The organism is Dickeya sp. NCPPB 3274, from assembly GCF_000406205.1.
GTDB lineage: Bacteria > Pseudomonadota > Gammaproteobacteria > Enterobacterales > Enterobacteriaceae > Dickeya > Dickeya fangzhongdai.
Genome location: NZ_CM001979.1, coordinates 1,914,003 through 1,939,911 on the forward strand (window position 1 = coordinate 1,914,003; position 25,909 = coordinate 1,939,911).

The following is a 25,909-nucleotide window of genomic DNA, read 5'->3' on the forward strand; positions in this document are numbered from 1 at the left end:
CAAAGCCATCTATAACCGGCTTGCCGGTTATCAGTGAAAAACAACAAGGAGCTTCTATGCAGTTACGTACATTTAAACGAAAAGCCGCAGCCATCGCCGTTTTCTCTATGGCTTTGATGACATTTAATGCGCACGCCGGCGAGCGTTTACCTAAACCCATGGGATTTAAGCAGGTACTGGTTTTTATGGGGACCGGCTCGCTCAATATTGCGAATACTGAACCATTCCCCGGCATATCAGGATGTCAGGGAACGTTATGCAGCAGTGATTATTTCTACACCCAGATTATGGGGCTGAATGAAAGTGAATTAGCACAAAAAAGAGAAGAGGCGATTGCTTATTTTAATCGGGAATTCGGTATTGATGTTGAGACGCTCGTGGCTCAAAAACGTATTGAGCTGAAAACATATACCGGCAACCCGGATGGTCATTATCGGCTGTATTCGATGGCCGGGATGATCTTACCTTCCGAAGGTTGGATTGCCCGTGACGGTGGTTTCTATATTTCGGTACTGGATAGTAATGGCATTCCTCTGGCCGGCAACCATAGCGGTGAAACGGCAACACCGCTGAATCAGATGTACTACGGGAGCTATAACATTCTGGTGAGCAGTGATTTCAATAAACCGAGAGAGATCATTATTAATTACGAGTCGAATGAGATGGCGGTGATATCTCCGGACCGTCTGCGAACGACGTTTAATACCAGAACTCACAGCAAACTCTGGGGCGAAGGGCAAAGTTACGTCAGTTATGAGTTTGAATTGCGTGGCGGTAATACCGTGTTGACCAATGGCCGTGAGGTGATGACTTTCAGTAAGTACCCGTCGACGACCAATTTTCCTGCTTATCCCCCCTTTGATATGAAAGGCGACGCTTTCTGAACAGGCTAAATGGGGAGAGCGCGATGATGACACATGTTGGGCAAACGAGGCCGGCTGAACGCCGTGAAGGTCCTCCCCCTCAGGGGGGGGGCCGCCGACAAGAGCCGCGTGTTCAGGCCGAACAATTGGGAAGTGCGGCATTTCGTCAGGACTATGGGATTAAGTATGCCTATGTCAGTGGTGCCATGTATCAGGGTATTGCCTCCCGCGAACTGGTTGTGGCGATGGCCCGAGCCGGCATGATGAGCTTTTTCGGTTCAGGGGGGGTGAGTCTTCGTGCGCTGGAAGAGGCTATTTTAGGGATTCAATCTGATTTGAACGGGGAATCTTTCGGCATGAATATGCTGGCGGATTACGATTTCCCTGAAAGGGAAATGCAGCGGATTGAACTGTTTCTGACCCATGGCATTCGTTTTATTGAAGCGGCCGCTTATATAACGATGACGCCGGCATTAGTCCGTTATCGGCTGAGTGGGATTCATCGGGGAGAGGATCAGCGATTAGTGATCCCCAATACGCTGATGGCGAAAGTGTCACGCCCCGAAGTTGCCGATATTTTTGCTCACCCGGCGCCGCCTGAGCTGGTCGCCCATTTATATCAGCAAGGGTTGATTAGTGCTCAGGAGGCTGAATTGGCGCCACTGGTGCCGATGGCCCAGGATATCTGCGTTGAATCGGATTCGGCAGGCCACACCGATCAGGGGAATGCGTATGTGCTATTCCCGGCCATAGCCCGGCTTTGCCGGGAGATTTCAGCCCGACAGCAATATCCCCGGTCTATCAGAGTCGGCGCTGCAGGCGGTATCGGTACGCCGGAAGCCGTAATGGCGGCTTTTATGCTAGGTGCTGATTTTGTTGTCACCGGTTCAGTCAATCAATGTTCGGTTGAAGCGGCCACCAGCGATGAAGTGAAAGATCTCCTGCAACGTATCAATATTCAGGATACCGACTATGCGCCTGCCGGCGATATGTTTGAACAGGGCGCCAAAGTTCAGGTGCTAAAGCGCGGTGTCTTTTTCCCTTTGCGAGCTAATCGGCTTTATCAGCTCTATCAACAATATGCTTCGTTGGAGGCCATTCCGCCGGAGGTTAAACGGCAGCTTGAAGACAAGTACTTTAAGCGCCCGTTATCCGATGTCTGGAACGATGTCAGGCAATATTATCAGGCTAATCGTTCTCAGATGCTGGCGCAAATCGAAGCGAATCCCAAGCGTAAAATGGCAGCAATCTTTCGCTGGTATTTCGCCTATAGCTCGCGGCTGGCGCTGGCCGGCGATCCGGAGAACAAAGTGGATTATCAGGTGCATTGCGGGCCGGCTTTAGGCGCGTTTAATCAGTGGGTGAAAGGTACGGTTTATGAAAGCTGGCGCGCTCGCCACGTCGATGAAATCGGGAAAATGTTGATGCAGGAAGCGGCTTCCCTGTTATCACGACAAATCGGTTCACTGGAAAACCACATGTAAAACTACACGTTATCTGCGTAGCAACGCGCGGCTAACGGCTCGACGGTCTGACGGCGATGGCCTGACAGAATAGTACAGCGGGGAAACTTATGAAGACAGTCTATACCTTTCCAGGGCAGGGATCGCAATATCGTACGATGGGCTATGACCTATTTGAGCACTATCCGGATCTGGTCGAACAAGCAAATCAGGTTCTGGGCTATGACATAGCCAACCTGTGCGTGAAAGATCCTCAGCGGGTGTTAAATCAGACGCAGTATACCCAACCGGCATTGTACACCGTGAATGCGCTGACCTATTTAGAGCGTAAGGCGCGTGGAATGCCGCCGCCTGATTTTCTCGCCGGACACAGTCTGGGGGAATACAACGCGTTGTTTGCTGCCGGCGCTTTTGATTTTGTCACCGGGCTCCGGCTGGTGCAAAAACGTGGTCAGTTGATGAGCCAGGCCCCCAAGGGGGCCATGGTCGCATTGCTGGAGATTAATCTGGATGATATTGAGCGTATTCTGGCCGATAGCGGCTTTCAACATGTGGATATCGCCAATATTAACTCCCGGCGGCAGTGCATTATCTCGGGGAATTATGACGAAATCTTGTCGCCAACGCTTGAGCAGCGTTTTCTGGATGCCGGAGCCCGTTTTGTCCAATTGAACGTCAGTGCGGCGTTCCATTCTCGCTGTATGGTGGATATTGAGCGGGAGTTCGCCGATTTCTTGTCTACATTCACTTTTCATCCTTTGGCTGTTCCTGTGATGTCGAATGTAACAGCCAGAGCGTATCCCACGACAGGATACCAGACACTGTTGACCCGGCAAATTTCCAGCCCGGTTTGCTGGTATGAGTCTATCTCCTGGTTGCTGGCGCAAGGCTATGATGATTTCACGGAAGTTGGCCCTGGTGATGTGTTGACGAAACTCCATCAGCGTATTGTCGAAGACCCGATGCCGATCGGTGAAGCGCTTTCAGCCCCTGTTGTCTCTCCGGCCTTGATGTCAATTCAGGAGCCAGGCGGGCCGATACCGGCAACACCGCCCCCGTGCGTTTTCATGTATGCAGGCCAGGGCAGCCAGTATTATCAGATGGGGCGTGTTTTTTACCATAATGATGAGCATTTCCGGCAGGCGATGGACAGCCTTTGTCACAAAGTCTATAAGCTGAACGGTGTCAATCTGCTGGAAAAACTCTACGGAGAAGGTCATTCCGGGGAGGCGTTTGATGATATTCGTTACACGCATCCGGCACTGTTTTGTCTGGGCTATAGCCTGACTCAGATGTTGATTGCCCGTGGTATCCAGCCCTCGGCGGTGGTCGGCCATAGCTTAGGTGAGTACATTGCCGCCGTTGTTGCCGGTATGCTGCGACTGGATGATGCGCTTAAGCTGGTTGTTGAACAGGCCCGGTTGCTGGTGCAGTATGCGCCGGAGGGGGAGCTGGTCGTGGTACTGGCTCCGACGGAGACGTTCTATAGCTACGCAGACATTTTTTCACGATGTACGCTGGCTGGAGTGAATTTTGACAATAACTTCTTCATTTCCGGAGATAAAACAGCCATCACAGAAGCGAAACGGAAACTGTCTGATAAAGGCATCCTGTCTGTTACGCTGCCGGTACGCTATGGCTTTCATTCGGATGAGATTGAAGCGATCAAACCGGAATATCAGAAACTACTGCATCAGACACCGGTATTTACTCCTACTATTCCCCTTTATTCATCCGTACTGGGGCGGGCTGTCGGTGAGTTATCACACGCTGATGCTCAGGCTTACTTATGGCAAATAATCAGAAGTAAAGTCGATTTTTCTGCCCTCGTCAGTTCAACCTTTACCGTAATGAAGGACCCTTTCTTTATTGATGTATCGGCTACGGGTAGCTTGTCCAACTTTCTGAAGTATTCGAAAGGTATCGAATGTCGGCATGGCTATGTATTGAACCAGTTCGGTGACGGAGTGAAATCGCTTGATTATCTGTTATCGCAATTGAATGCGTGACGGGGAGCCTGTTAAACAGGCAATACGCAAAGAGAGCTAATAAAATCTATTCAAAGGAGTGAACCATCATGTCAATTCAGGTTTATATGTTCCCTGGACAAGGCTCCCAAAAGCGAGGAATGGGGGAGGGGTTATTTAGGCGATTTGCTGATTTAACCCGTATCGCCGACAATATCCTGGGTTATTCTATTGAAACACTCTGCCTTGATGATCCCGACGGCAATCTAAATCGGACGCAATATACCCAACCTGCAATTTATGTCGTTAATGCGCTGTCTTATTTCATGACGCTGGAGGAAACCGGTACACGTCCGGATTTCGTTTTAGGCCATAGCTTAGGGGAGTTTAATGCATTACTGGCCGCCGAGTGTTTTGATTTTTCCACCGGGTTGAAGCTGGTGAAAAGACGCGGCGAACTGATGGGGCAGGCCGACGGTGGTGGTATGGCTGCGGTACTGGGAGCAAGCGAAGCACAGATACGAGAGTTATTGCAAATCAAAAGATTGGGTCATATTGATTTGGCTAATTTTAATACGCCATCGCAAATTGTGATCTCGGGGCCTCGTAGCGATATTATGAACGCCGTAGACGCATTTGAAGAGAGTAATATCAGATGCGTCCCTTTAAATACCAGTGGTGCTTTTCACTCCAGATTGATGCAGGAGGCAATGGTTCAATTTGAAAAATACTTGCAGAGCTTTCAATTCTTGGCGTTGAAAATCCCGGTTATCGCCAATAAAACGGCGCGACCCTATCAAGAAGAGATGCTATTAACCTGCCTTGCCCAACAAATTGCCAGCCCGGTACGTTGGAGCGAAAGTATTCAATATTTGATGAGTCTGGGAACGGTTACGTTTACGGAGATGGGGCAGGGTAACGTTGTCGGTGGGCTGGTCGAAAAAATAAAAGCAGAGACGACAGAAGCCGAACTACAGGCCATTCGGTCACACTCTGAGGCCAATGGTGTGAAGGGGATGACTGAATCTACAAACCGGTCGATGCATAGCAGAGCATTAGCGGCCGCCCGGAGGGTGGAACAATGGAATAGCCGGTTCCGGATCGGGCAAAAGGTTTACTCCAGTATTTTGAACACCGAGGTGGAAACCCGGACAGACGCTGTTTTGCTGTTTCAGCATCGTGCGGCGATCTATCTGAAAGGTTACAACGGTTATTTCGAGCTGGATGAACTGAAGCCGGTATAAGGTGGATAGGCCGGGTATGACGGCAACAGGGATTGAACGATGTTTTTTCAGGAAAATCAGTCTGGTGATTGGTTTGATACCGACGTTGAACTTTATCATTGTATTTTTGCCAGAGAGCACTATCACGATAGCTTGTTCCAGCTGTATCAGATAAGGAACGCCGGGTATTTGAGTCGCGCCGTAGTCAAAAGGCGCGCCGAGTATTTAGCGGGCCGCTTCTGTGCCGTACAGGCGTTAAAAAAATGGGGAATCCATGTGCGGCATATCGGCCGGGGTGAGCATGGCGAGCCGCTCTGGCCGCAAGGCATGATCGGCTCGATTAGTCATTGCCATAACCGAGCTGTGGCGCTGGTTGGCCATGCCGCGGGGAGAATCGGTGTCGGCATCGATGTTGAAGATGAAATCAGTCATGAGGTGATTGGCAATGTACTGACTCAAACTCTTGATGAGCATGAAATTGACGTAATTTCTGTCAATCCGGCGTTGTATCAGGCGTGCTTTACCTTATTCTTTTCCCTCAAAGAAAGTTTTTTTAAGGCGGCTTACAGTCATGTCGGCCGCTATTTTGGTTTTGAGGCAATTTCAATATTCAAGATTGATTTTACCCATCAGAGCATGGATTTTGTCTTAAAAAAGACACTGAGCCCGCAGCTTGTCAAAGGTAAAATCTTACGCGGTTATTTTAAGGTATTGCCTGAACAGCAATATGTAACCATTGTTGATTTAACCGATGGCCGCCCCGCAGTATTCACCGAATGATGCACAGTGCTTAGTCAAACACCGAAAAGAGAGTAAGCCGCTCAAGCGTATGCAGCGGCAACGTTTATTGTGATACGGGTGACGCTCGACGATCCTTCCTTCCCGGCAACCCTCTATGCTCGCCTTATCGAAGAAGAGAATGGCAAGCACCACTTGATCTGGTCGCGCAGCAAACCGACGGCCTGACGGTCAGACACCAAGCCCCGCCAGTCATGACGGGGCGCACGCTGTTTACTCCGGCAATGAACCCGTGGCTCATTGCGTTTTTACGGCTATTGAGGTGGTCAGCATCATGCAGATCGGCATTGTATGCTGATCGGCATTGATGCAGAAAACAGGACAGTGACACACTGTTACTGCATGCCATCTGAAGATGGTGACAAGACATTCACTATTGGACTGCGCCCACACCGGTAGACGATCCTGCCCTATAGTTGTGGGGTCAGTCCATTCAGGGGAAGCATTATCATGCCGGAATTCTGTTTCTGAATGGAGCAGGATTTTGGGTCAGGGTCAAAAATGTCAGGCTTGGTTTTTCTTATGCAGTGTATCGAAATGTCAGGCTTGGTTTTTCTTATGGAGTTTTTCTGAAAGTATTCTGAAATGCAAAGGGCTGCATACGCAACCCCTTGATAAATTTGGCTCCTCTGACTGGACTCGAACCAGTGACATACGGATTAACAGTCCGCCGTTCTACCGACTGAACTACAGAGGAATCGCTTGAACGGGGCGCATCTTATCCGTGGTGCCCGTAAGCTGTCAACGGGCAAAACCGACATTCTGCGCTGACTGCTTGGCTTCTGTACAATCCGTAGGATTCCGCGTCATTCTGATGACAAATCAGCCTGTGGATGGCTCGCTTGCCAGTGCTGCAAACGTTCTAGCGGACTTTGGCGGTAAAAACCGCAAAAGTGTTGGTATACCGTCGGGAAGCGCTCCGCCAGCAGGTCTGGCGCGCTGAAAAAATACTCGGACAGCACGGCGAAGCACTCCGCTGGATCGGTTGCGGCGTAAGGGTCCATACTGGCGGCGTCTTCTCCCACCAGCTCTATTTCCTCGCGCAGTTCTTCCATCGCGGCATGCAGTACTTGCTCCCAGCGTGCTACATCACGCAGCGGCATGGAAGGAACGCCAGACGGGCGTTCGTTGCCGCGCATATCCAGTTTGTGCGCGACTTCGTGGATAACCAGATTGAAGCCGGAAAGATCAAACGAATCCTGAATCTCCAGCCAGTTCAGTACGATCGGTCCCTGATCCCAGCTCTGACCCGATTGTACGCTGGGGCCGCTATGCACCAGACCGAATTCGTCCATCCATTCGCCATCAACCATAAAAGGTTCGGGGTGAATCAGTACGTCATGAAAGCCGTCAAGCCATTCGATACCCAGTTCCAGCACCGGGAGCGCAAACAAGAGCGCGATGCGCTGCGCCATTAGTTCAGTCAGCGCCAGCCCCTGCAGCGGCACCAGGCGTTTCTGGCGCAGAAACTGCCTGGCCAGCATGACGATACGCTGGCGCTCAGTCTCTGCCAGCGGCGTCAGCAGCGGGATAGACAATGCCTGCTGCCAGTCCGAAAAAGCGTCGGGGGTAGGGGATTTCCATTGCCACTTCATCATGGTGTTGCTCGCTAAGTCATCACTTGAATTCAAAGGCGTCGGTTTGTTCTTGTTAACATGCCATAAAACAGGGCATTATAGGCACCACTTTTACGGAGAGATGCCGGAGCGGCTGAACGGACCGGTCTCGAAAACCGGAGTAGGGGCAACTCTACCGGGGGTTCAAATCCCCCTCTCTCCGCCACTTAACTTTCTTCAGTTCTTTGTTTTTTCCTGTCTGAATATCATTTTTCTTCCTGATACATTGTATGTCGGTTTCTCTCGCAATTACGTATGACATAGCCTAACACCCAATTGGATGATGTTTCTGGCAGAAGCGTCATGAAATCACTATTTTTACATCATGAATTATCATCGTTGATGCGTTGATTTATGGTAAACGACCTAATTTCGTAGTTATCGTCATTTTTTCAGTTCTTATCGTTCGACAGGGATGAATATTAATAGACCAGAATTGTTATTTCTGGTTAATGGCACAATAGTGAATGCGAGAAACATAGTCATAAAGTCATTATGATAATGCTCGAAACGATAAGTTTTCGAAAAAATCTATTTTCTGGTTTCTTATGTGAGAATGGATTTGATTTTATTTATTATCAAAATAGGCGATTAAAATGACTGAAGAAGATATCTATCCACTGTTGGGTAAATTGGCTAATGGTCGTATCTATGCGTATGCCGTACCGTGTTGCGATTATCATGTACCTCATCAGAAATGTTCGTTTATTCTTTTCTCGTTGAGCCAGGAGAATAATTATAATACCTCGCAACAGCTAAATGGCCAGAAAATTACCGTCACTGTGGATTGCTATGCTCATACGGTAGTAGAGGTTCGAGCCTTATGCGAACAGGCCAGAACAGCTCTGTCAGTATTGCTGCCGAATAAAACAGTCGAATATAACGACTTCGATGTGGAATATGAGAAGTTCCGTATGACACTGGAGGTTGATATTTCTCGTTAATTATCTTTGTGTGTGCGGATTTTATTTTCTATCTCGGTCAATCTCCATCCTGGTATTGGAGTGGTCGACTTTTGACTGCTTCATGGAATAAAGGACATAATGTTATGTGGTATAAGTCAGGTAGTTTATCTTTATTTTCTGGTAGTAAGGTTGTTCTGGGGGATAATACCCTTTGGGCGGATAAGAATAATGGCGTTATTGCCGGCGGCATGTTACTGATTTTTGCTGATTGCAGCATTAAGATTTATGAAATTGCATCCGTGGTATCGGATACCGAGCTGGTGCTGGCCAGTGAATATAGTGGTTGTACGGCAAATGGTGTGCATTACGCTATTCCCGCATTTGGCAGTAACGATACCTTCGATCACGCCGCCTATGTGGCGCAGATTGCGGCGATACTGGCAGGTTATCAATCCCAACTGACGCAGTGGAAACAGGTACTGACCGAGCACGGTCAGGTGGCCCTGACGGACAGCAACGGTCAGAGCGTGGTGGTGAAAACGCTGCCGGATTTGACCGACGCCGTCAGCCGGATGATGGATAAAACCCTCAATGGCGCGGATATCCCGGATAAAGCCCAGTTTGTCGCTAATCTTGGATTGAGCGATGTGGTGCATAAGTCTGATCTTGCAAACCACACCCATACTGCCTCGCAAATTACCGATTTCACCGACGCGGTGCGCAAGGTACTGGCGACGACGCTGGCGGCTGGACAGGGTGTTTCACTGAATTATGATACAAACAGCAATCAGTTAGTTGTTAGTGCGACAGGCGGCAGTGGTGGTAATGGCGGCACTGGTTATACCGTGCTGACGCGTAGTGGCGCGACGGCAAATCAGGTGTTTGCCTTCCCGATTAGCCCGAATGGTCAGATGGACTATAGCTTCGATGCTTATGCGTTGAAGGAGGAGGCGGGGTTAACATCACAGACGGCAGTTATTGATACATTTTCAAGCACAAGTTCCGCCAACTATGATCAGACAAACAACGTTGTATTTGATGGGCAACTGAAGCCGTATACTGGTGAAACCTATTCAATTGATTCCGACGGTTCTTTTTATTCTTCAGTTATCAAAGCGGACGGCATGTCATTATCAGTGTCGAGCTACTCAAAGTCCACAGTAGTCCCAGCAATGACGTCAGCAAACACACCTGCTGGATATGTTGCCTCGGCGTCTTCAGCATACAACGCATCATATGCCGCCTATTACGCCTTTGACGGCAGTGTATCAGGTAATGGCTGGATCAGCGCTAGTGCGCCTACTGCTGCTACGCCGCAGTGGTTAGAGATTGAGTTGCCGTCTCAAACTCAGATCACGGGCTACATAATAACGAACCCAAACTCAGTGATTGGCGGCCTTGCCAGTCCGAAATCGTGGTTGTTGCAGGGTAGCAATGACGGCAGTGTTTGGACAACTGTTCATTCTGTCAGCAACAGCACGAATAACACGGCTGACATCGATCAAGAGTTCCCTTTATCGATTGCCGCGAATTATTCAAAATATCGCTTATATATTACTGATAAAAATTCTTCCTATGCGTTTGTTAGTATCAAAAAACTGAAACTGGTTGTTGGTGATAAGTGCCTGATTTCTGATCCCTTCGGGAATTTCTATACAGCATCATCAGGTGTGTTAACGAAAGTAAACTCGCCATCCTCTGCATCAGAATTTTCTACATTTGGCTTCGTTTACTCCGGCGTTATTAGCAGTTCCACGCTATCAGGTAAACTGCCAATCAAAGTTTGGTTCGCATCAAACCCGACAAACAATTATGTTAAAACATCCTACGGAACAACCCCTCAGATTATCATACCCAAATCGCTGACCAGTGTTAGATCCTTACAGGCGATTAGCTCAGCACAATTGTCAGCAACTCTGTCCGGCAAGGGAGCAGTATCTATAGCGGTATCGCGTGACTTGAATGACTGGGTTGTATGGAGTGGGAATTCCTGGGTGTCTATTGGTTCATTGTCTGCAGATGCAGCTGGGGCAAATAAGCTGATAGCGAGTGGTATGACTGCATCGTCCTTGGGCCAAATTACCGCAACACAATGGGCTTTGTTGTTTCCTAATACCAATGGTGTGCCTGATAATCTGGCGTTTGCGTTAGTGCTGAGTGTACCTGATCCATCAATAGATGGTGTTGTAGTCAATGATCTGACTCTTAATGTGACCAACGGCTCCGCCTGGAAGAAACAGACCGAAGCCGAAGTGGAGATCCGCTGGTATCCCGATAAAGTGACGTTTAAAACCGTCGCGGCGGGTAACTACAAGCTGGCCTATCAACAGCCGTAATACCTGACTGTATCCCTAAACAACACGGGCGGACTGATATTCTCAGTCCGCTTTTTTTATCTGTGTTAACGCATATCAGCGACAAAACCTTACCCGCTGTCATCAGAAACTGACATTCAACCGATTATGCTGGTGTATCTAACCCGATTACTGGCCGCAATGGAGGTTACCAATGGGTTTCTGGCGTATTCTGTTCACCATTATTTTGCCGCCGTTTGGGGTGTTGTTGGGCAAAGGTCTTGGCTGGGCATTCTTGTTGAATATCGTGCTGACGCTGCTGGGCTATCTGCCGGGCCTGATCCATGCGTTCTGGATTCAAACGCGACCCGAACGGTATTAGCCGGGAAAACATAGTGATCAATAAAAAATGCCCGGAAAACCGGGCATTTGAATCTTAGAAGGGATGGGGTGATTAACCGTGCAGGCGACGGGTAATTTCAGCAACGCGCGCGCCGTACAGTTTGGCGGTTTCCAGATCGCCTGCCGGAATCGCATCGGCGCCGGCGTCGGACGGAGACTGAATCAGCGCACCGCCGGAACCACCGAGGTTGTTGGCGTCGTTGCGGGTGGAAGCCAGAGCGTTAGCCGGCAGTTGACCCAGGCTGACCCAGATGCCGCCGTGCTGTGCAGCCAGCGTCTGCAGATAAATCAGCGTCACTTGTTTGTCGCCGTTCAGGCTGGCGCTGTTGACGAAACCGCCAAACACCTTGTCCTGCCAGCCGCGGGTAAACCAGACTTTGGAGCTGGCGTCGGCGAATTTCTTGAACTGCCAGGGGGCGTTGCCCATGTAGGTCGGCGCGCCGAAGATGATGCCGTCTGCGGCGTTCAGTGTTTCCCAATCCGCGTCGGTGATATCGCCATTGTTATCGATAGCGATCAGGCTGGCTTTGGCGCTTTCCGCAACCAGTTCAGCGATAAGTTTGGTGTGGCCGTAGCCAGAATAGTAGACAACTGCAATCTTGCTCATAGCATTTCCTCAAGTATGGCCAGATAAAAACAGAGCTTAAAAACGATAAGTTCTGCTCAGGTATGGCGACATATTATCGCGTCAAATTTGCATAAACAATGAATTACCTGAAAGTGCCTAGGTTACTTCGCGGTAACCATATAACGGTAATATGATCAGGGATATTAATAGAATGCAGCGGTGCCGTATCGTTTTAAAATAGATTATGAAGAATATGAATAAGTGATTCGGCTTTACACGCCTCCGCTGGAAAAACATGTCAGAGGAGGCGTATCAAGTCGTTTCAATGAACCAGTCGTTGAATACCGTCGCGCGCCAGCGCGTAATCACCGCATTTTTGATAAAATTCCAGCGCTTTCTGCTTCATGTCGACACATTCCAGAATAACGCCGATATTATAATTGGCTTTATACGAGTTGACGCCTTCTTTATTTCCCGGCGGCATCTTTGTACAGTGGATAAACAAGTCAACCGCGTTTTGAAGCTGACCATTATTCATCAGAATCAATGCTTTTAAAAACATAAAATCGGTGGATGAGAAATGGGATTCATAATGAAGAATATCCATGGCCGCCGCATAGTCGCCCTGATTGATCAGCGCATAACCATAGGTCTCGACCAGGTCTTCGGTATATTCGTACGCAAAATTGGTTTCAAAACGTAATGCCTGCCGGAAATAGTCAATCGCGGAAGGATAATCTCGCTGCAGATAATAACTTTTCCCCAGTTGAAACAGCAGGTAAGGATCGTCAGCCTGTGTTTCAAGCGCCTGTTTCAGCAGGGTGATGTTTCGTGAGATTTTATCGGTTTCCTGCAGGATTTCTTTTTTATATCCCACATGATTCAGGCGTATCGGGGCGATAAATGAGGGGACGGGCGGCGCGCTGATTTCCCGCGGCGTCACCTGCTCATGAATAATGCCGCTGTAATGATAACGATCTTTTCGAAATAACCGATTGATTGATTCCCGGACGGTCGTGGTATCGCTTCCCTCATCCAGATAATTGATACGTTCCACACGACCGATCGCCTGCGGGTGTGCTTTTATCTGTGCGTATAACGCATCGATATCAATCGATTCGATTTCTTCATCGGCATCGATCACCAGCACCCAATCGTGACGGGCATAATCCAGCGATGCATTACGCGCGGCGGAGAAATCGGCTACCCACTCGAAATCATGGATATTGGTTGTGAACTGACTGGCGATGGCCCTGGAGTTATCGGTGGAGCCGGTATCGACAATAACGATATCGTCAAAATGGGCGGCGATGGATGCCAGCGTGCCGGCAAGATGCCTGGCCTCGTTTTTGATTATCATGCAGACGGAAATCATTATTTTCACCCGCCAGAAAAAAGTTTGATGATGCCAAGGCGACCAGAGGCAACCGTTGACGAAACGTTAGTGTGTCAGTGTTGCCTTATTCACCGAAAAATGAAAGCGACCGGCCATCACAATAACGGAATCGGGCGCCCTTCGTCATTGACCGCCACAAAATTGAACTGACCGGTAATCACTTTGGTGCGGCCTTCGGCGTACATTTGCTCCAGATACACCGACACATCCACCGTCAGGCTGGTGCGTCCGACCCGGCTGACCTGCCCGACCAGCTCCACAATGGTGCCCGACGGGATAGGGGTAGTGAAGTTGATCTTTTCGGTGGAGACGGTAACCAGCGGTTTATGGCAGAAACGGGTGGCGGTAATAAACGAAATTTCATCCATCCACGCCAGCGCGGTGCCGCCAAACAGCGTTGAATGGTGGTTGATATTGGTGGGGAAAACCACTTTGGCGACCCGGGTGATGGAATGCTGAATACGCTCTTCAATAGTTAAGGATTGCGTCATGATACGGCGACCTTGTGGATAATCAGAACAACGTCATGTTACATCAATTTCATCCCCGGCGGGACTTAGAGCCTATCCCACCAGGGCTATTTTACTTGCCATTTTGGACCTGGGCGGTGCTCGAGCTCCTCACGTACTGCGTGTACGCTCCAGGTTCTCCGCGCTGTCCGAGTCCAAACTGGCTGCGCCAATGACGCCTATTGGGATTGGCTCTTAGCTTGTCTGCCCGCAGATGTCGCAGTCCGGATTTTTCGGCAATCGCATCTCACGAAATTGCATCGTCATGGCGTCAAACAGCAGCAGTTTACCGGCCAGCGGCTGACCATAGTGGGCCAGCAGCTTGATGGTTTCCAGTGCCTGCAATGAACCGATCACGCCGACCAGCGGCGCCATGACGCCGGCTTCGACGCAGGTTAGCGCGCCGTCGCCAAACAGGCGGCTGAGACAGCGGTAGCAGGGCTCCTCTGGCTGATAGGTAAAGACGCTGATTTGCCCCTCCATCCGAATCGCCGCGCCGGATACCAGCGGCGTTTTTTGCATAAAGCAGAGGCGGTTGAGCCGATCGCGAATCGACACGTTGTCGGTGCAATCCACTACGGTATCGTGTTGCATCACCAACGCCAGCAGCGCGTCATCGTCCAGATTATCCTGAACCGGCGTGATATGAACATGCGGGTTGATGCCCTGCAAGGTCAGGCGGGCGGACTCCACCTTCGGCATACCGATACGATCGTCGCGGTGCAGCACCTGACGTTGCAGGTTGGACAATGAAACGGTATCAAAATCCAGCAGGGTCAACCGACCGACCCCTGCTGAGGCCAGGTACTGCGCGGCGGCGCAACCCAGGCCGCCCAGCCCGACGATCAACACCCGTGAGGCTTTCAGGCGCTCCTGCGCGTCAAAATCAAATCCGCGCAGGACGATTTGCCGGTTATAGCGCAGGGTTTCTTCATCAGTCAGTTCAGGCAACATCAGTAATGACTCTGCAACAAGGCGTTAAACGGTTCGACGTCGACCCATTCGCCCGCTTCCACCCGGCCGCGCTCGGCTTCCAGCACGATGAAGCAGTTGCCCTGGCTGAATGAACTGAACACATGGGACCCCTGGTGCCCGGTGGTGCGCACTTCCAGATCGCCCTCGGCGGTGCGGGTCAAAATGCCGCGCTGGAAGTCCAGCCGACCGGGCGATTTTTTTAACGCTGTCGCCGTCTTAACCCGAAAACGCGCCGGTAATGACCAGCCGGTATGACCGGACAGCCGTGCCAGCAGCGGTTGCACCAGTTGGTAAAAGGTGACGGCGGTGGACACCGGGTTACCCGGTAGCCCGCAGAACCAGGCGTGGCTCAGCTTGCCAAAGGCAAACGGCTTGCCGGGTTTGATCGCCAGCTTCCAGAAGCGGATATCGCCCAACGTTTCCAGCATCTGTTTGGTGTAGTCCGCTTCTCCCACCGACACGCCGCCGCTGCTGATCACGACGTCAGCCGCCTGATCCGCTTCCTGAAATACCTGACGCAGCGCCGCCGGGTCGTCACGCACGATACCGAGGTCGATCACCTCATAGCCCAGTTGTTCCAGCATCAGGCGCACGGTAAAGCGGTTGGTATCGTAAATCTGCCCGGCCTGTAACGGCTTGCCGACCGGCTGCAATTCGTCGCCGGTGGAAAACAGCGCCACTCGCAGGCGGCGCACCACCTCGACCGTAGCAATGCCAAGCGACGCCAGCAATGGCAGTTCGGCGGCGCCCAGTCGGCTGCCGGCTGGCAGCACCTGCGCCTGACGGCGGATATCCTCACCGGTGCGGCGGATGTTCTGGCCCGGTTTAACCGCGCGGGTGAAATGGACCCGGCCGTCGGCATCGCTTTCCGTGTCTTCCTGCATTACGACCGCGTCGGCGCCGATGGGAATCGGTGCGCCGGTCATGATGCGGATGCAACTGCCTGCGGGCCAGTTGGCGTCGAACGGCGCGCCGGCAAACGCTTTGCCCGCCACCGGCAACAGCTGGCCGGTCAGTTCATGACAACGCACGGCATAGCCATCCATCGCAGAATTGTCGAACGGGGGCACGTCGAGGGGGGAGTTCACCGCTGTCGCCGTGATGCGACCGGCGGCTTGATAAATCGAAACCGTTTCTGTGGCGGTGAGTGGCGAAACCTGCGCCAGCATGGTTTGCAGCGCCTGTTCCAGAGAGAGTAAACCCGAAGTATCCATGACAGCTCCACAGTTCTGTTCGCCGCATCAATGGGCGGGCAGAACAGGCATCGTATTGAAAACAGGTAGTGTATTGAAAACAGGTATCGTATTGATGTGTCGTCTATAGGTTGCCATTATGGCAGAAATCGCCGGGCGGGAGAATGAGGCGTGTCAGAGGCGCGGGTGGTAAAAAAACGCGGCCGGAGCCGCGTCTGAGATGGTCGCGCTGAAATCAGCGCGACCGGAAAGCGCGATCAGAAAGAGGTACGCTTGTAGGTGCGGTACTGCGGCTGCCAGAAGTTGTGGGCAATCGCTTTCACCAGCGCGTCTTCGGATGTGACTTCCGCAACGCCCTGCAACTGGGCCGCTTTGGCGACTTCCAGCGCAATGTGCTTGGAGACTTCCTGAATGGTGCTGACTTCCGGCAACAACGGGCCTTCGCCCTGGCTTGCCAGCGGCGAGCAGTCGGCCAGCGCGCGGCTGGAGGCCATCAGCATGCCGTCGGTGATGCGCTTGGCGCCACAGGCCAGTACGCCCAGACCGATGCCGGGGAAAATGTAGGAGTTGTTGCACTGCGCAATCGGATAAACCTTGTCCTTGTGCTGTACCGGGGCGAACGGGCTGCCGGTCGCTACCAGCGCCGCGCCGTCGGTCCAACGGATGATGTCTTCCGGACGCGCTTCCACGCGGGAGGTCGGGTTGGACAACGGCATCACGATCGGGCGGGCGCAGTGGCTGTGCATTTCACGGATGATCTCTTCCGTGAACAGGCCGGGCTGGCCGGATACGCCGATCAGGATGGTCGGCTTGCCGTTGCGCATGACGTCCATCAGCGAGATGGCGTCGCTGTTGATGTCCCATTTGGCCAGGTTTTCGCTTTTTTGCACCAGTTTGCTCTGGAAGTCGAGCAGGTTCGGCAGTTTGTCGGTCAACAGGCCAAAACGGTCCACCATGAATACGCGGGCGCGGGCCTCTTCATCGCTCAGGCCTTCGGATTTCATTTGGGCGATGATCTGCTCGGCGATGCCGCAACCGGCGGAACCGGCGCCAAGGAAGGCTACGGTCTGGTCGCGCAGCTGGCTGCCGGCCGCGCGGCTGGCGGCGATCAGGCTGCCCAGCGCTACGGCGGCGGTACCCTGAATGTCGTCGTTGAAGCTGCAGATTTCGTCGCGGTAGCGGTTCAGCAGCGGCATGGCGTTGTTCTGGGCGAAGTCTTCAAACTGCAGCAGCACGTTCGGCCAGCGGCGTTTCACCGCCTGAATGAATTCGTTCACGAACTCGTAGTATTCGTCGCCGGTAATACGCGGGTGACGCCAACCCATGTACAGCGGGTCGTTGAGCAGTTGCGGGTTGTTGGTGCCGACGTCCAGCACCACCGGCAGGGTGTAGGCCGGGCTGATGCCGCCGCAGGCGGTGTACAGCGACAGTTTACCGATCGGAATACCCATACCGCCGATGCCCTGGTCGCCCAGACCGAGGATACGCTCGCCGTCCGTCACCACGATGACTTTTACGTTTTGTTTGGTGGCGTTTTGCAGCATATCGTCGATATGCTCGCGGTTGGGGTAGGAGATAAACAGGCCGCGGGCACGACGGTAAATGTCGGAGAAGTGTTCACAGGCGGCGCCCACCGTCGGCGTATAAATGATCGGCATCATTTCGCTCAGGTGGTTTTCCAGCAGACGGTAGAACAGGGTTTCGTTGGTGTCCTGAATGTTACGCAGGTACACGTGCTTTTCCATGTCGTTCTTGAATTCCTGATACTGCCGCCAGGCGCGCTCTGCCTGTTCTTCAATGGTTTCCACCGCTTCGGGCAGCAGGCCGTGCAGGTTGAACTGGGCGCGCTCCGCCTCGGTAAAGGCGCTGCCTTTGTTCAGCAGGGGAAATTCGAGCAGGATAGGACCGGCATAAGGGATATAAAGCGGACGTTTACTTTCGTATTCCAATTCCATGACTTTCGACTCTTTGGGTAGCGGAAATCGGTTCGAAGAACCAACGAAACGATAGGATAACGCGGATCTTAAAGTACCCCAAAAATATGTACAGGGATTGTTAATTAAAATAATTACAGATGACTTGCATATGAAAAATATGTGGGGAAAGTCACATATTATCGCGCTTCTGCTGGAAAAAGAGGGGGATTGGGAGGCTGGTCTTACTCACACGGTGTGAATTTTCCACCACCGGATCGAAGCCGCGCCGCCATATGAATGTCATGGCGGCGCGTCATGGTTTAGTGCGCCGGTTCGCGGCACAGAGCGGTACAGCCGAATGACGCCAGCAACGGCTGGGCCAGACTCCACTGGCTGAGCGTCACATGGCTGGATTCCACCAACACCGCCCGCTGAATGTCGCTGAACGGCTCGCCGGCCAGATTGACCAGATTCAACGCCGCCTGCAATGGCGGCAGGCTGGGATTGAACGCGGCGTTTTCCGCATAACGCCCGGCGTAACGGCGGCCGCGACGGGTTTCCAGCGCGATGCCGCTGAATGCTTTACTGTACGGTGCGTGGCTGCGGTTGGCCGCCGCCAGCGCCAGCTGACGCAGGGCATCGTCCGTCGTCAGCGTCAATCCGTTATCGATGTCATCCATCAACAGGGTGTTGATCGCCAGATCGCGCGGGCCAAACGCATCCGGCAGGTAGTGGCCGAGCAGTGCGGGTGAACGCCCCGGCAGGCAGATACGCAGTTCGGGCGCGCTATTGAGTTCGTTCATGAACTGGCGGCAGTGCCCGCAGGGCGTGTAGTTCACCGTCACTGCCCGCAGCGCCGGTTCGTCGCGCAGCCAGGCATGGCTGACGGCGCTTTGCTCGGCGTGGACGGTCTGTTGCAGCGGCAGGCCGTCGAACTCCATATTGGCGCCCCAGTAGAAGGCGCCGCTAACGCCCTGTGCTATCGCGCCGACGTGAAAGTGAGACACCGGCGTCAGTGCGCAGGCGGCGGCCAGCGGCAGCAGGGCGAAGGCCAGACTGTCGGCGTCGAGTCGGCACTGGGCGCAAATTCTGCCGACATCATCGGCGGTCAGCATGGCGGCAAAATCATCACGCGCCAGTATCGGCGCCAGCGCGGCTTGCAGCGCCGCAGGCAGTTGCGTGAAAGCGTCGTGGAAGCGTGCTTGCATGATGGTCTCTCTTTCCCGGTTTTCAGAGCGTGTTAACCAGAGTCTGGTCAGCCACACGGCGATTATTTGTGATTATTATCACTTTTTATATGAAATACATGAAAAAGAAATCACAAATGCGAGATGTATCTCAAGTTTATCGGCGCAATCCAGGTTGGCAGTGCGGCGGCGGTTATGAACCGCCGTCCGGTCATGCCGCTTTATTTTCCTGCTGAATGATCGCATCTATTTTTTGTGCGAGTCTTTTCGCCTGCTCAACCACCTCCGTTGCGCTCAACCCGTATTGATGACTGAGTGTTTTCCAGTCATAAGCTCTGGATTTTCTTCCCTCAGGAAAGTGTTGATAGAGCAAGTCGTTGAATGCGGAATGCGAAGAGGAGAAGGCTTCATTCAGGTAGGCCTCGGCATAAAACACCCGTAAGCCGAAGCGAGGATGACGGCTGTTTTCGCTTTTCTCTCTGAAAATGTTCACGTAGAGAGGCCAGTACGTTTCCGCGCTGATTTCCAGCATGGCGTCGGTGACAAAATTAAACCAGGTGCGGCTGATTTGCAGATTATTGCTGTACGACCCATCGTCACCCTGCAAGTCCGGCAGGGCTTTTTTCATGTTAACCAGCACGCCGGCGATGCCGCGGGATTGGATCAGCTTGTCGCAGAGCGGGCGGTGCTGTTGCAGGAACAGCAGCATTTCGGCGTCTATGCCGGCGAATTTGCTGACGCGCCACTGCACAGGCGAGCAATTTCTTTGCTGGTAAAAGTGTTCCACCAGCGGCGCATAGCGGATTGCCAGCGTGGCGGAGAGTTCTGAGATTCTTTGCTCGGCCGGGCTTTGCCAGTCGGCCTGTTTCTGGCAGTACGACAACAACAACTGCACCGCGGCATGATGATTTTCGGATTGCAGGCGGGCGCGATACGCCGCTTTATCCAGCCACTGGTAGTTCATAAATGCCCAGCGATTGGCCTGGCTGACAAAATCGTTATCGGCTGACTGATTAAACCATTTGTCGATGGCGACGAACAGGAAGTTATAGCCGTGAAAGCAGGCGTTGCGCGCCAGCGCTTTTTTCACCGCGGCGTGATAGTCGTCAAGCTGAGTGACATCGGGGGTTGAGCCGGCTTTATTCTCTATCGTGACGATAAATTTGTTTTGCGGGTCGATCAAAAACAGGTCAAGACGGCGGCGACCCCCGTCAAGGTCGACAATGCTGAATTCCCGGCAGACAAACAGCGAACCAAAACTGCTCTGATGAATTAAGCCGGGGGTCCAGATGTGGAAGAATTTTTTATTGTCGTATTTATGTTCGGTACTGGCGTAATAGGCGGCGGTCAGAAAATCTTTAATTATCGCGTCTCGCTGACCGTGGCCTTCATGCGGATTCAGGCACCAGGCCAACATATGGGAGTGCTGATTTTCCGTTAGCGTAATCACATCAAGGATGTCATCCGATGTCTTGAGCAGCTCTTGTAACTCGATGAAATGTTTATCTTCAAGAAAGGTATAAAATGTCTGTTCGTCCATGTGGCCGTCTGAATGTTTTCTTATCATGTGGCGGGAAGCAGGCCGACCTGCGTTTCGAGGTGCGGACCTGCAACGTAGATGACGTCAGGGCGTCTGGCGGCGGTTAGCCCATCAGGCGCACGATCACCGGAAACAGAAACGGGGCGATCAACGAGGTGATGATGCCGCAAATCACCAGCGCCAGCGAACTGAAGGCGCCTTCCTGAAAGTCCACTTCCGCGCAGCGGGCGGTGCCCAGCGCGTGCGACGCCGTACCCATCGCCAGCCCGCGGGCGGATTTGGCATGGATTTTCAGTCGATTGAACAGCGCGTGGCCGAGTACTGCGCCGACGATGCCAACGAATATCACGCACATGGCGCTGATGGCCGGAATGCCGCCGATGGAACTGGCGACCGCCATGGCGATCGGCGTGGTGACCGATTTCGGCAACACCGAGGCGGCGATTTCCCGCGACGCGCCCAGCCACAGGGCGATGACGGTGCCGGAAATAATGGCGGTGACGCTGCCGATAAAACAGACGCTGATGATGGATTTCCAGCGCGCGCGGATTTGATGTAGCTGTTCATACAGCGGAAACGCCAGCGCCACCACCGCCGGTTGCAACAGGCTGTTGAGGATGGCGCTGCCGCTAAAATAGTGGTTGTAGGGGATATCCAGCACCAGCAGCAGCGGAATGATCACCAGCATCGACACCAGCAACGGGTTCAGCAACGGCATTTTTAGCGTCATCGCCACCTTGCGGGCGCCAAAGAACACCGCCAGCGTCAGCGGCAGCGACCACCACAGATAAGTCAGCATTATTTTTCTTCCTTCGTTTCTGCGCCGTTCCGGCTGCCAGCCTGCCGGTCGCCGTGCATCATCTGGGTGGTGTAGCCGACGACGATCATCACCACAAAGGTGCTGACCAGACAGGAAACGACAATCGGGCCGAACTGGTCGCGCAGCACGCCATAGTAGTTCATCACCCCGACCCCGATGGGCACGAACAGCAGCGCCATGTAGCGAATCAGCAGATGACAACCGGGTTTGACCCAGTCGGGAGGCAGAATCTGCGACGCCAGCAGCGCGAACAGAATCAGCATGCCGAGGATGCTGCCGGGAATGGTGATGGGAAGTAACGCGGATATCGCATTGCCGGCGAACAGACACAGATAAATCAATGCGAAAGCGCGTAAATACTGCCAGCAAAGCGTGATGGTATTACGCATAAGGGAAAATCCTGATTAACCGTAGAAGTGATGATAACGCTAATATTGTCAGTGTGCTACGAATCACAAAACGCGGAGTGTGGTTTTCCCTGGACGAGCCCTTCGGCGGGAATGGTCGCCCCGGACGAACCGGGGCAACGAGGGCTAGTGGGGCAGGCCGTAGCCGAACGGGAACAACGGCTTATTGCTGTCGTACGGCAGGTCGGGCTGCTGTTTCAGCACCGCCTGCATGGAAGACGGCAGTTCGAAGGGCAATTTTGCGGTGTAAGCCGCGCCGGAGACCAGCCGGTTCAACAGTACGCTATCGCTGACGCCGAAGTTGGCGACCAGCGCCCGGGTTTTGTCCACCACGTTGGTGAGGATCGCCGGGCGCTCCATGTAGACGGTGACCAGCGTCGGCACGCGGGCGCTGGCGCGCACGATGGCCTGATAGTCCGGGTTGTCGGCGTGAAACGCCAGCGACCCTTCATGGTGACGGCTACCGAAAAAGAAGTTTTTGTGCGGCTGCTCGTACGGGGCGTGAGTACGAATCAGCGCCACGTCCGCCTTTTCCGGCGCATCCACGACGATAAACCCTGCCGCCTGCGCGGCTTTTGCTTCAATGCCGTGCAGCCAGACCCGGCTGCCTGTACGCAGCGGCAGTAGATTGTTGTTTTGCAGCAACACCAGCGCCCGCGCCTGGGTATCGTCCGCCAGTTGCTGCCAGTCCGTTCTGCCGACGACATCGTTGGCCTGCGCGGCATTGACGTAAGGGCGCTCGAATAACCCGGTCTGGAATTTCTGTTTCAGGATACGGTTGACCGAGGTATCCAGCCGGGCTTCGCTCAGCAAGCCGTCCTGTACCGCTTTCACCAGCAAGGCCGAGTCGGTTACGCCGCCGAACTGATCAACCCCGGCGTTAACCGCCTTGATGAAACGCTCGGCGGGCGTCAGGTTTTCCACGCCCCACGGCATGCCGCGCGGCACCGGTTTTTCACCGGGTTTGACGCCGGTCAGGCAGTCCCCTTTGCAGTCGTTGGTGATCAGCCAGTCGCTGAGGATCACGCCATCAAAACCGTACTGGCCGCGCAGCAGGTCGGTGAGCAGGAAACGGTTGAAACCGGCGCCGACCGGCTCGATCGGTTTACCGTGCCAGCGGGCGTTTCGCAGAATGGAATAAGTGGGCATGATGCCGGCGGCGTGGGCTTCAAACGCGCCGGTAAACGGGTCGATATGCCATTGCAGGTTATTTTGACGGAACAGCGCGTATTTGCCATAGGCGTTGTGGCTGTCCCAGCCGTCCTGCGCCGCGCCGTAGCCGACCCAGTGTTTCACCACTGAAATCACGCTCTGGCCGTTAAGGCCGTTTTTGCCGTTCTGCATGCCGGTGACATAACCGCGCACCATCTTTTTGGTCAGATCGGGGTCTTCGCCGAAGGTGCCGTCGATACGCGGCCAGCGTGGCTCGGTGGACAGGTCGGCCTGGGGCGACAGGGCTTCGGTGATGCCGACCGCGCGATATTCCTGACGCACGATATCGGCGAAGCGCCGCACCCGTTCTTCGTCGCCGATGGCGGCCAGACCGAGGGTTTCCGGCCATTTGCTGAATTTGCCGACCGACACGCTAACGCCGACCAGCGACTGGAATGAGTTGCGCGGGTCGGTGCTGATGGTGGCGGGGATGCCCAGCCGGGTGGCTTCCGCCAGTTGCTGCAATTTGTTGTTTTCTTCCGCCATCTGGGCCGGGTTGTCGCCGGAAAGCCGGGTAATAAAGCTGTTGACGTAGCGTTCGGCGATCATGGCTTTGGCCGCCGTGAGGTCGTACTGGGCGCCGGCGCCGGTGACGCTGCCGGCGGTGGGGGCGGAGCCGTGCATCATCACCCCGGCTTTTTCGGCCAGCGTCATGCGCGACACCAGGTCCGCCGCACGTTGCGCCGGCGGCAAACGCCAGTCTTCGTACGGATTGAGTTTACCGTCGCGGTTGAGATCCTTGAATGTCAGTCCATTGACGGTGATCAGCGGGGCTTCGCGGGTATCAAGCACCGCTTGCTGTACGGCTCCCGCCAGCGGGGAAAACAGCAAGGGGAGGGTGGCAATCCAGGGCAGAACCACCGCAGTGTGCGGCGAAAATCGTGATTTCATGGTGGTCTTTCTCATTATGTATGGGCCAGAGGAAAAAACAGCGGGCACCCGTGACGGTTCAACGCGACAGACCATCGGAAAAAAGAAAAGACAGGCTGTGTCCGCTGAGTGGAATAACGGTGAGCGCCAGCGATTAATTCCTGTCACGCTATGCCAGTCTTAATTGGGGATTCAAGCGGGTAAATAGCAATTCTGAAGATGGATCAAAGAATTGGCGCAGGTGGTTGCTGGTGGATGAGAATTATTCAATCACCATCATTGGTGATAATTTCTTATTGTGATTGTTCGATTTCAATTGCTGGAAAATAACAAGGAAGAGGGCGAAAAGCGCGGGCGGCAAATAAAGGAAAATAAAACCGGGCGCTATTTGCGGCCCGGCTTTGGTAGGCGTGGGATTTACCTCACGCCGGATTTACCTTACGCCGGATTTACCACAGCGCCGGACTGAAAACCGCCTGCCTAACCGCATCGGTCAGCGCTTGCAACTCGTCCGGCTGAATGATGAAGGGCGGCATGAGATAGACAAGCTTGCCGAACGGCCGAATCCACACTCCTCGCTCGACAAAGAACCGTTGCAGACGCGCCATATTGACCGGCTGACGCGTTTCCACCACGCCGATGGCGCCCAGCACCCGCACGTCGGCCACGGTCGGCGCCTCCCTGAGCGGCAACAACGCCTGACGCAACTGCGCTTCAATAGCGGCGACCTGCGTCTGCCAGCGGTTTTCCGCCAGCAGGGTCAGGCTGGCATGGGCCACGGCGCAGGCCAGCGGGTTACCCATGAAGGTGGGGCCGTGCATGAAACATCCGGCCTCGCCGTTGCTGATGGTTTCCGCCACCGCGCGGGTGGTGAGCGTGGCGGAGAGCGTCATATAACCGCCGGTCAGCGCTTTGCCAAGACACAGGATATCCGGCGTCACCCCGGCGTGCTCGCAGGCGAACAGGCGTCCGGTACGGCCAAACCCGGTGGCGATTTCGTCGGCGATCAGCAGAATGCCGTGCCGATCGCATAACTGGCGGACCTGCCGCAGATACTCGGGATGATAAAACAGCATACCACCCGCGCCCTGCACGATCGGCTCCAGGATCACGGCGGCGATGTCATGCTGATGCTGCTGCAACAGTGCGCTGAAGGCGGTGATGTCTTCCGGCTGCCAGGGCTGGTCAAAACGGCAGCGCGGCGCGTCGGCGAACAGATGCGGCGGCAAATATCCCTGATAAAGACTGTGCATCGAATTATCCGGATCGCACACCGACATGGCGCCAAAGGTGTCGCCATGATAGCCGTGGCGCAGCGTCAGGAAGCGCTGGCGGCGCTCGCCGCGCGCTTGCCAGTATTGCAGCGCCATCTTCATCGCCACTTCCACCGCCACCGAGCCGGAATCCGCCAGAAACACGCACTCCAGCGCCGTCGGGGTTATCGCCACCAGTTGGCGGCACAACGCCACCGCCGCCGGATGGGTAATGCCGCCGAACATCACGTGCGACATCTGCGCCAGTTGGTCCGTCAGCGCCTGATTCAGCCGCGGGTGATTGTAGCCGTGAATGGCCGCCCACCATGAAGACATACCGTCCACCAGTTGGCGGCCGTCGGCCAGTTGCAACTGACAACCGCTGGCGGCGATCACCGGGTAACAAGGCAGGGGAGCGGTCATGGAGGTGTAGGGGTGCCAGATATGGCGCTGGTCGAAGTTCAGGTCATCCTGATTCATACTGATGTAAACCAATCGGATCTCAATTTGGTTGACAGTATACCCACATAAA

General features: G+C 53.7%; 21 protein-coding genes, 2 tRNA genes and 1 pseudogene. 10 read left to right on the forward strand and 14 right to left on the reverse strand.

Translation table 11 applies throughout. The features are described 5' to 3' along the window. The first annotated feature begins 56 nt into the window (after window positions 1-56). The 6 genes and pseudogenes from DXX3274_RS08810 to DXX3274_RS22765 form a co-directional block, all read left to right on the forward strand. Window positions 57-884: a hypothetical protein gene (locus DXX3274_RS08810; RefSeq protein ID WP_042859475.1), complete on the forward strand. Its 828-nt coding sequence runs from the start codon at window positions 57-59 to the stop codon at window positions 882-884. Between the two features lie 23 nt (window positions 885-907). After that, window positions 908-2,347 carry a PfaD family polyunsaturated fatty acid/polyketide biosynthesis protein gene (locus DXX3274_RS08815; protein ID WP_238556099.1) on the forward strand — a complete coding sequence of 480 codons (1,440 nt, stop codon included), beginning with the start codon at window positions 908-910 and terminating at the stop codon, window positions 2,345-2,347. Window positions 2,348-2,436: 89 nt separating this feature from the next. After that, window positions 2,437-4,335 (forward strand): ACP S-malonyltransferase, encoded by a 1,899-nt coding sequence (gene fabD / locus DXX3274_RS08820; RefSeq protein WP_071603931.1) that lies wholly within the window; start codon window positions 2,437-2,439, stop codon window positions 4,333-4,335. 68 nt (window positions 4,336-4,403) lie between these two features. Then, on the forward strand, window positions 4,404-5,537 hold the full coding sequence (gene fabD, locus DXX3274_RS08825; RefSeq protein WP_042859477.1) for an ACP S-malonyltransferase: 1,134 nt from the start codon (window positions 4,404-4,406) through the stop codon (window positions 5,535-5,537). Window positions 5,538-5,576: 39 nt separating this feature from the next. After that, entirely contained in the window at window positions 5,577-6,296 is a 720-nt protein-coding gene (locus tag DXX3274_RS08830; protein ID WP_050569844.1) for a 4'-phosphopantetheinyl transferase, read from the forward strand. Window positions 6,297-6,368: 72 nt separating this feature from the next. Continuing rightward, a pseudogene (locus tag DXX3274_RS22765) lies at window positions 6,369-6,482 on the forward strand (DUF736 family protein); the annotation flags it as partial. 453 nt (window positions 6,483-6,935) lie between these two features. On the opposite strand, the gene DXX3274_RS08835 reads toward DXX3274_RS22765, so the two are convergent. Beyond that, a tRNA-Asn gene (locus DXX3274_RS08835) sits at window positions 6,936-7,011 on the reverse strand. Window positions 7,012-7,120: 109 nt separating this feature from the next. Then, window positions 7,121-7,912, reverse strand: a complete 792-nt coding sequence (mtfA, locus tag DXX3274_RS08840) for a DgsA anti-repressor MtfA (protein WP_042859478.1) — start codon at window positions 7,910-7,912, stop codon at window positions 7,121-7,123. Window positions 7,913-8,006: 94 nt separating this feature from the next. On the opposite strand from mtfA, the gene DXX3274_RS08845 reads away from it, so the two are divergent. The 4 genes from DXX3274_RS08845 (at window position 8,007) to DXX3274_RS22775 (ending at window position 11,511) form a co-directional block, all read left to right on the forward strand. Then, window positions 8,007-8,096, forward strand: a tRNA-Ser gene (locus DXX3274_RS08845). Between the two features lie 430 nt (window positions 8,097-8,526). Then, window positions 8,527-8,874, forward strand: a complete 348-nt coding sequence (locus DXX3274_RS22770) for a DUF3168 domain-containing protein (RefSeq protein ID WP_071603932.1) — start codon at window positions 8,527-8,529, stop codon at window positions 8,872-8,874. 104 nt (window positions 8,875-8,978) lie between these two features. Continuing rightward, window positions 8,979-11,171 (forward strand): discoidin domain-containing protein, encoded by a 2,193-nt coding sequence (locus tag DXX3274_RS08850; protein ID WP_042859479.1) that lies wholly within the window; start codon window positions 8,979-8,981, stop codon window positions 11,169-11,171. Window positions 11,172-11,343: 172 nt separating this feature from the next. Continuing rightward, a complete protein-coding gene (locus DXX3274_RS22775) occupies window positions 11,344-11,511 on the forward strand; it encodes a YqaE/Pmp3 family membrane protein (RefSeq protein ID WP_042859480.1) in 168 nt (55 codons plus the stop codon). 72 nt (window positions 11,512-11,583) lie between these two features. Here the strand turns inward: DXX3274_RS22775 and DXX3274_RS08860 are convergent, their stop codons facing one another. The 12 genes from DXX3274_RS08860 to bioA all read right to left on the reverse strand — a co-directional run bounded on the left by DXX3274_RS08860 (window position 11,584) and on the right by bioA (window position 25,857). Next, window positions 11,584-12,138, reverse strand: coding sequence for a flavodoxin family protein (locus DXX3274_RS08860; RefSeq protein ID WP_038922460.1), 555 nt, complete (start codon window positions 12,136-12,138; stop codon window positions 11,584-11,586). Window positions 12,139-12,421: 283 nt separating this feature from the next. Further along, window positions 12,422-13,474 (reverse strand): glycosyltransferase family 2 protein, encoded by a 1,053-nt coding sequence (locus DXX3274_RS08865; RefSeq protein WP_042859481.1) that lies wholly within the window; start codon window positions 13,472-13,474, stop codon window positions 12,422-12,424. Window positions 13,475-13,590: 116 nt separating this feature from the next. Beyond that, window positions 13,591-13,986: an acyl-CoA thioesterase gene (locus DXX3274_RS08870; protein ID WP_042859482.1), complete on the reverse strand. Its 396-nt coding sequence runs from the start codon at window positions 13,984-13,986 to the stop codon at window positions 13,591-13,593. A 213-nt stretch (window positions 13,987-14,199) separates the two neighbouring features. Then, window positions 14,200-14,958, reverse strand: coding sequence for a molybdopterin-synthase adenylyltransferase MoeB (moeB, locus tag DXX3274_RS08875; RefSeq protein WP_042859483.1), 759 nt, complete (start codon window positions 14,956-14,958; stop codon window positions 14,200-14,202). Continuing rightward, window positions 14,958-16,193 (reverse strand): molybdopterin molybdotransferase MoeA, encoded by a 1,236-nt coding sequence (moeA, locus tag DXX3274_RS08880; protein ID WP_042859484.1) that lies wholly within the window; start codon window positions 16,191-16,193, stop codon window positions 14,958-14,960. The genes moeB and moeA overlap by 1 nt, the downstream gene beginning before the upstream one ends. Window positions 16,194-16,429: 236 nt before the next feature. Further along, window positions 16,430-18,127, reverse strand: a complete 1,698-nt coding sequence (locus DXX3274_RS08885; protein WP_039695702.1) for an NAD-dependent malic enzyme — start codon at window positions 18,125-18,127, stop codon at window positions 16,430-16,432. A gap of 281 nt (window positions 18,128-18,408) precedes the next feature. Continuing rightward, window positions 18,409-19,296 carry a cytidine deaminase gene (gene cdd, locus DXX3274_RS08890; protein ID WP_042859485.1) on the reverse strand — a complete coding sequence of 296 codons (888 nt, stop codon included), beginning with the start codon at window positions 19,294-19,296 and terminating at the stop codon, window positions 18,409-18,411. A gap of 190 nt (window positions 19,297-19,486) precedes the next feature. Further along, window positions 19,487-20,815, reverse strand: coding sequence for a PD-(D/E)XK nuclease family protein (locus DXX3274_RS08895; RefSeq protein ID WP_042859486.1), 1,329 nt, complete (start codon window positions 20,813-20,815; stop codon window positions 19,487-19,489). Between the two features lie 103 nt (window positions 20,816-20,918). Further along, window positions 20,919-21,614: a CidB/LrgB family autolysis modulator gene (locus DXX3274_RS08900; protein ID WP_042859487.1), complete on the reverse strand. Its 696-nt coding sequence runs from the start codon at window positions 21,612-21,614 to the stop codon at window positions 20,919-20,921. Next, entirely contained in the window at window positions 21,614-22,024 is a 411-nt protein-coding gene (locus DXX3274_RS08905; protein ID WP_042859489.1) for a CidA/LrgA family protein, read from the reverse strand. The genes DXX3274_RS08900 and DXX3274_RS08905 overlap by 1 nt, the downstream gene beginning before the upstream one ends. 144 nt (window positions 22,025-22,168) lie before the next feature. Continuing rightward, entirely contained in the window at window positions 22,169-24,145 is a 1,977-nt protein-coding gene (locus DXX3274_RS08910; protein ID WP_050569845.1) for a glycoside hydrolase family 3 protein, read from the reverse strand. A 428-nt stretch (window positions 24,146-24,573) separates the two neighbouring features. Further along, window positions 24,574-25,857: an adenosylmethionine--8-amino-7-oxononanoate transaminase gene (bioA, locus tag DXX3274_RS08915; protein ID WP_042861995.1), complete on the reverse strand. Its 1,284-nt coding sequence runs from the start codon at window positions 25,855-25,857 to the stop codon at window positions 24,574-24,576. Window positions 25,858-25,909 lie beyond the last annotated feature (52 nt).

What these genes read in the sequence shown, in the direction of transcription:
- DXX3274_RS08810 (WP_042859475.1), top strand. Translation starts at nt 57, where the DNA reads ATGCAGTTACGTACATTTAAACGAAAAGCCGCAGCCATCGCCGTTTTC.
- DXX3274_RS08815 (WP_238556099.1), top strand. Translation starts at nt 908, where the DNA reads ATGATGACACATGTTGGGCAAACGAGGCCGGCTGAACGCCGTGAAGGT.
- fabD (WP_071603931.1), top strand. Translation starts at nt 2,437, where the DNA reads ATGAAGACAGTCTATACCTTTCCAGGGCAGGGATCGCAATATCGTACG.
- fabD (WP_042859477.1), top strand. Translation starts at nt 4,404, where the DNA reads ATGTCAATTCAGGTTTATATGTTCCCTGGACAAGGCTCCCAAAAGCGA.
- DXX3274_RS08830 (WP_050569844.1), top strand. Translation starts at nt 5,577, where the DNA reads ATGTTTTTTCAGGAAAATCAGTCTGGTGATTGGTTTGATACCGACGTT.
- mtfA (WP_042859478.1), bottom strand. Translation starts at nt 7,912, where the DNA reads ATGATGAAGTGGCAATGGAAATCCCCTACCCCCGACGCTTTTTCGGAC.
- DXX3274_RS22770 (WP_071603932.1), top strand. Translation starts at nt 8,527, where the DNA reads ATGACTGAAGAAGATATCTATCCACTGTTGGGTAAATTGGCTAATGGT.
- DXX3274_RS08850 (WP_042859479.1), top strand. Translation starts at nt 8,979, where the DNA reads ATGTGGTATAAGTCAGGTAGTTTATCTTTATTTTCTGGTAGTAAGGTT.
- DXX3274_RS22775 (WP_042859480.1), top strand. Translation starts at nt 11,344, where the DNA reads ATGGGTTTCTGGCGTATTCTGTTCACCATTATTTTGCCGCCGTTTGGG.
- DXX3274_RS08860 (WP_038922460.1), bottom strand. Translation starts at nt 12,138, where the DNA reads ATGAGCAAGATTGCAGTTGTCTACTATTCTGGCTACGGCCACACCAAA.
- DXX3274_RS08865 (WP_042859481.1), bottom strand. Translation starts at nt 13,474, where the DNA reads ATGATTTCCGTCTGCATGATAATCAAAAACGAGGCCAGGCATCTTGCC.
- DXX3274_RS08870 (WP_042859482.1), bottom strand. Translation starts at nt 13,986, where the DNA reads ATGACGCAATCCTTAACTATTGAAGAGCGTATTCAGCATTCCATCACC.
- moeB (WP_042859483.1), bottom strand. Translation starts at nt 14,958, where the DNA reads ATGTTGCCTGAACTGACTGATGAAGAAACCCTGCGCTATAACCGGCAA.
- moeA (WP_042859484.1), bottom strand. Translation starts at nt 16,193, where the DNA reads ATGGATACTTCGGGTTTACTCTCTCTGGAACAGGCGCTGCAAACCATG.
- DXX3274_RS08885 (WP_039695702.1), bottom strand. Translation starts at nt 18,127, where the DNA reads ATGGAATTGGAATACGAAAGTAAACGTCCGCTTTATATCCCTTATGCC.
- cdd (WP_042859485.1), bottom strand. Translation starts at nt 19,296, where the DNA reads ATGCAAGCACGCTTCCACGACGCTTTCACGCAACTGCCTGCGGCGCTG.
- DXX3274_RS08895 (WP_042859486.1), bottom strand. Translation starts at nt 20,815, where the DNA reads ATGGACGAACAGACATTTTATACCTTTCTTGAAGATAAACATTTCATC.
- DXX3274_RS08900 (WP_042859487.1), bottom strand. Translation starts at nt 21,614, where the DNA reads ATGCTGACTTATCTGTGGTGGTCGCTGCCGCTGACGCTGGCGGTGTTC.
- DXX3274_RS08905 (WP_042859489.1), bottom strand. Translation starts at nt 22,024, where the DNA reads ATGCGTAATACCATCACGCTTTGCTGGCAGTATTTACGCGCTTTCGCA.
- DXX3274_RS08910 (WP_050569845.1), bottom strand. Translation starts at nt 24,145, where the DNA reads ATGAAATCACGATTTTCGCCGCACACTGCGGTGGTTCTGCCCTGGATT.
- bioA (WP_042861995.1), bottom strand. Translation starts at nt 25,857, where the DNA reads ATGAATCAGGATGACCTGAACTTCGACCAGCGCCATATCTGGCACCCC.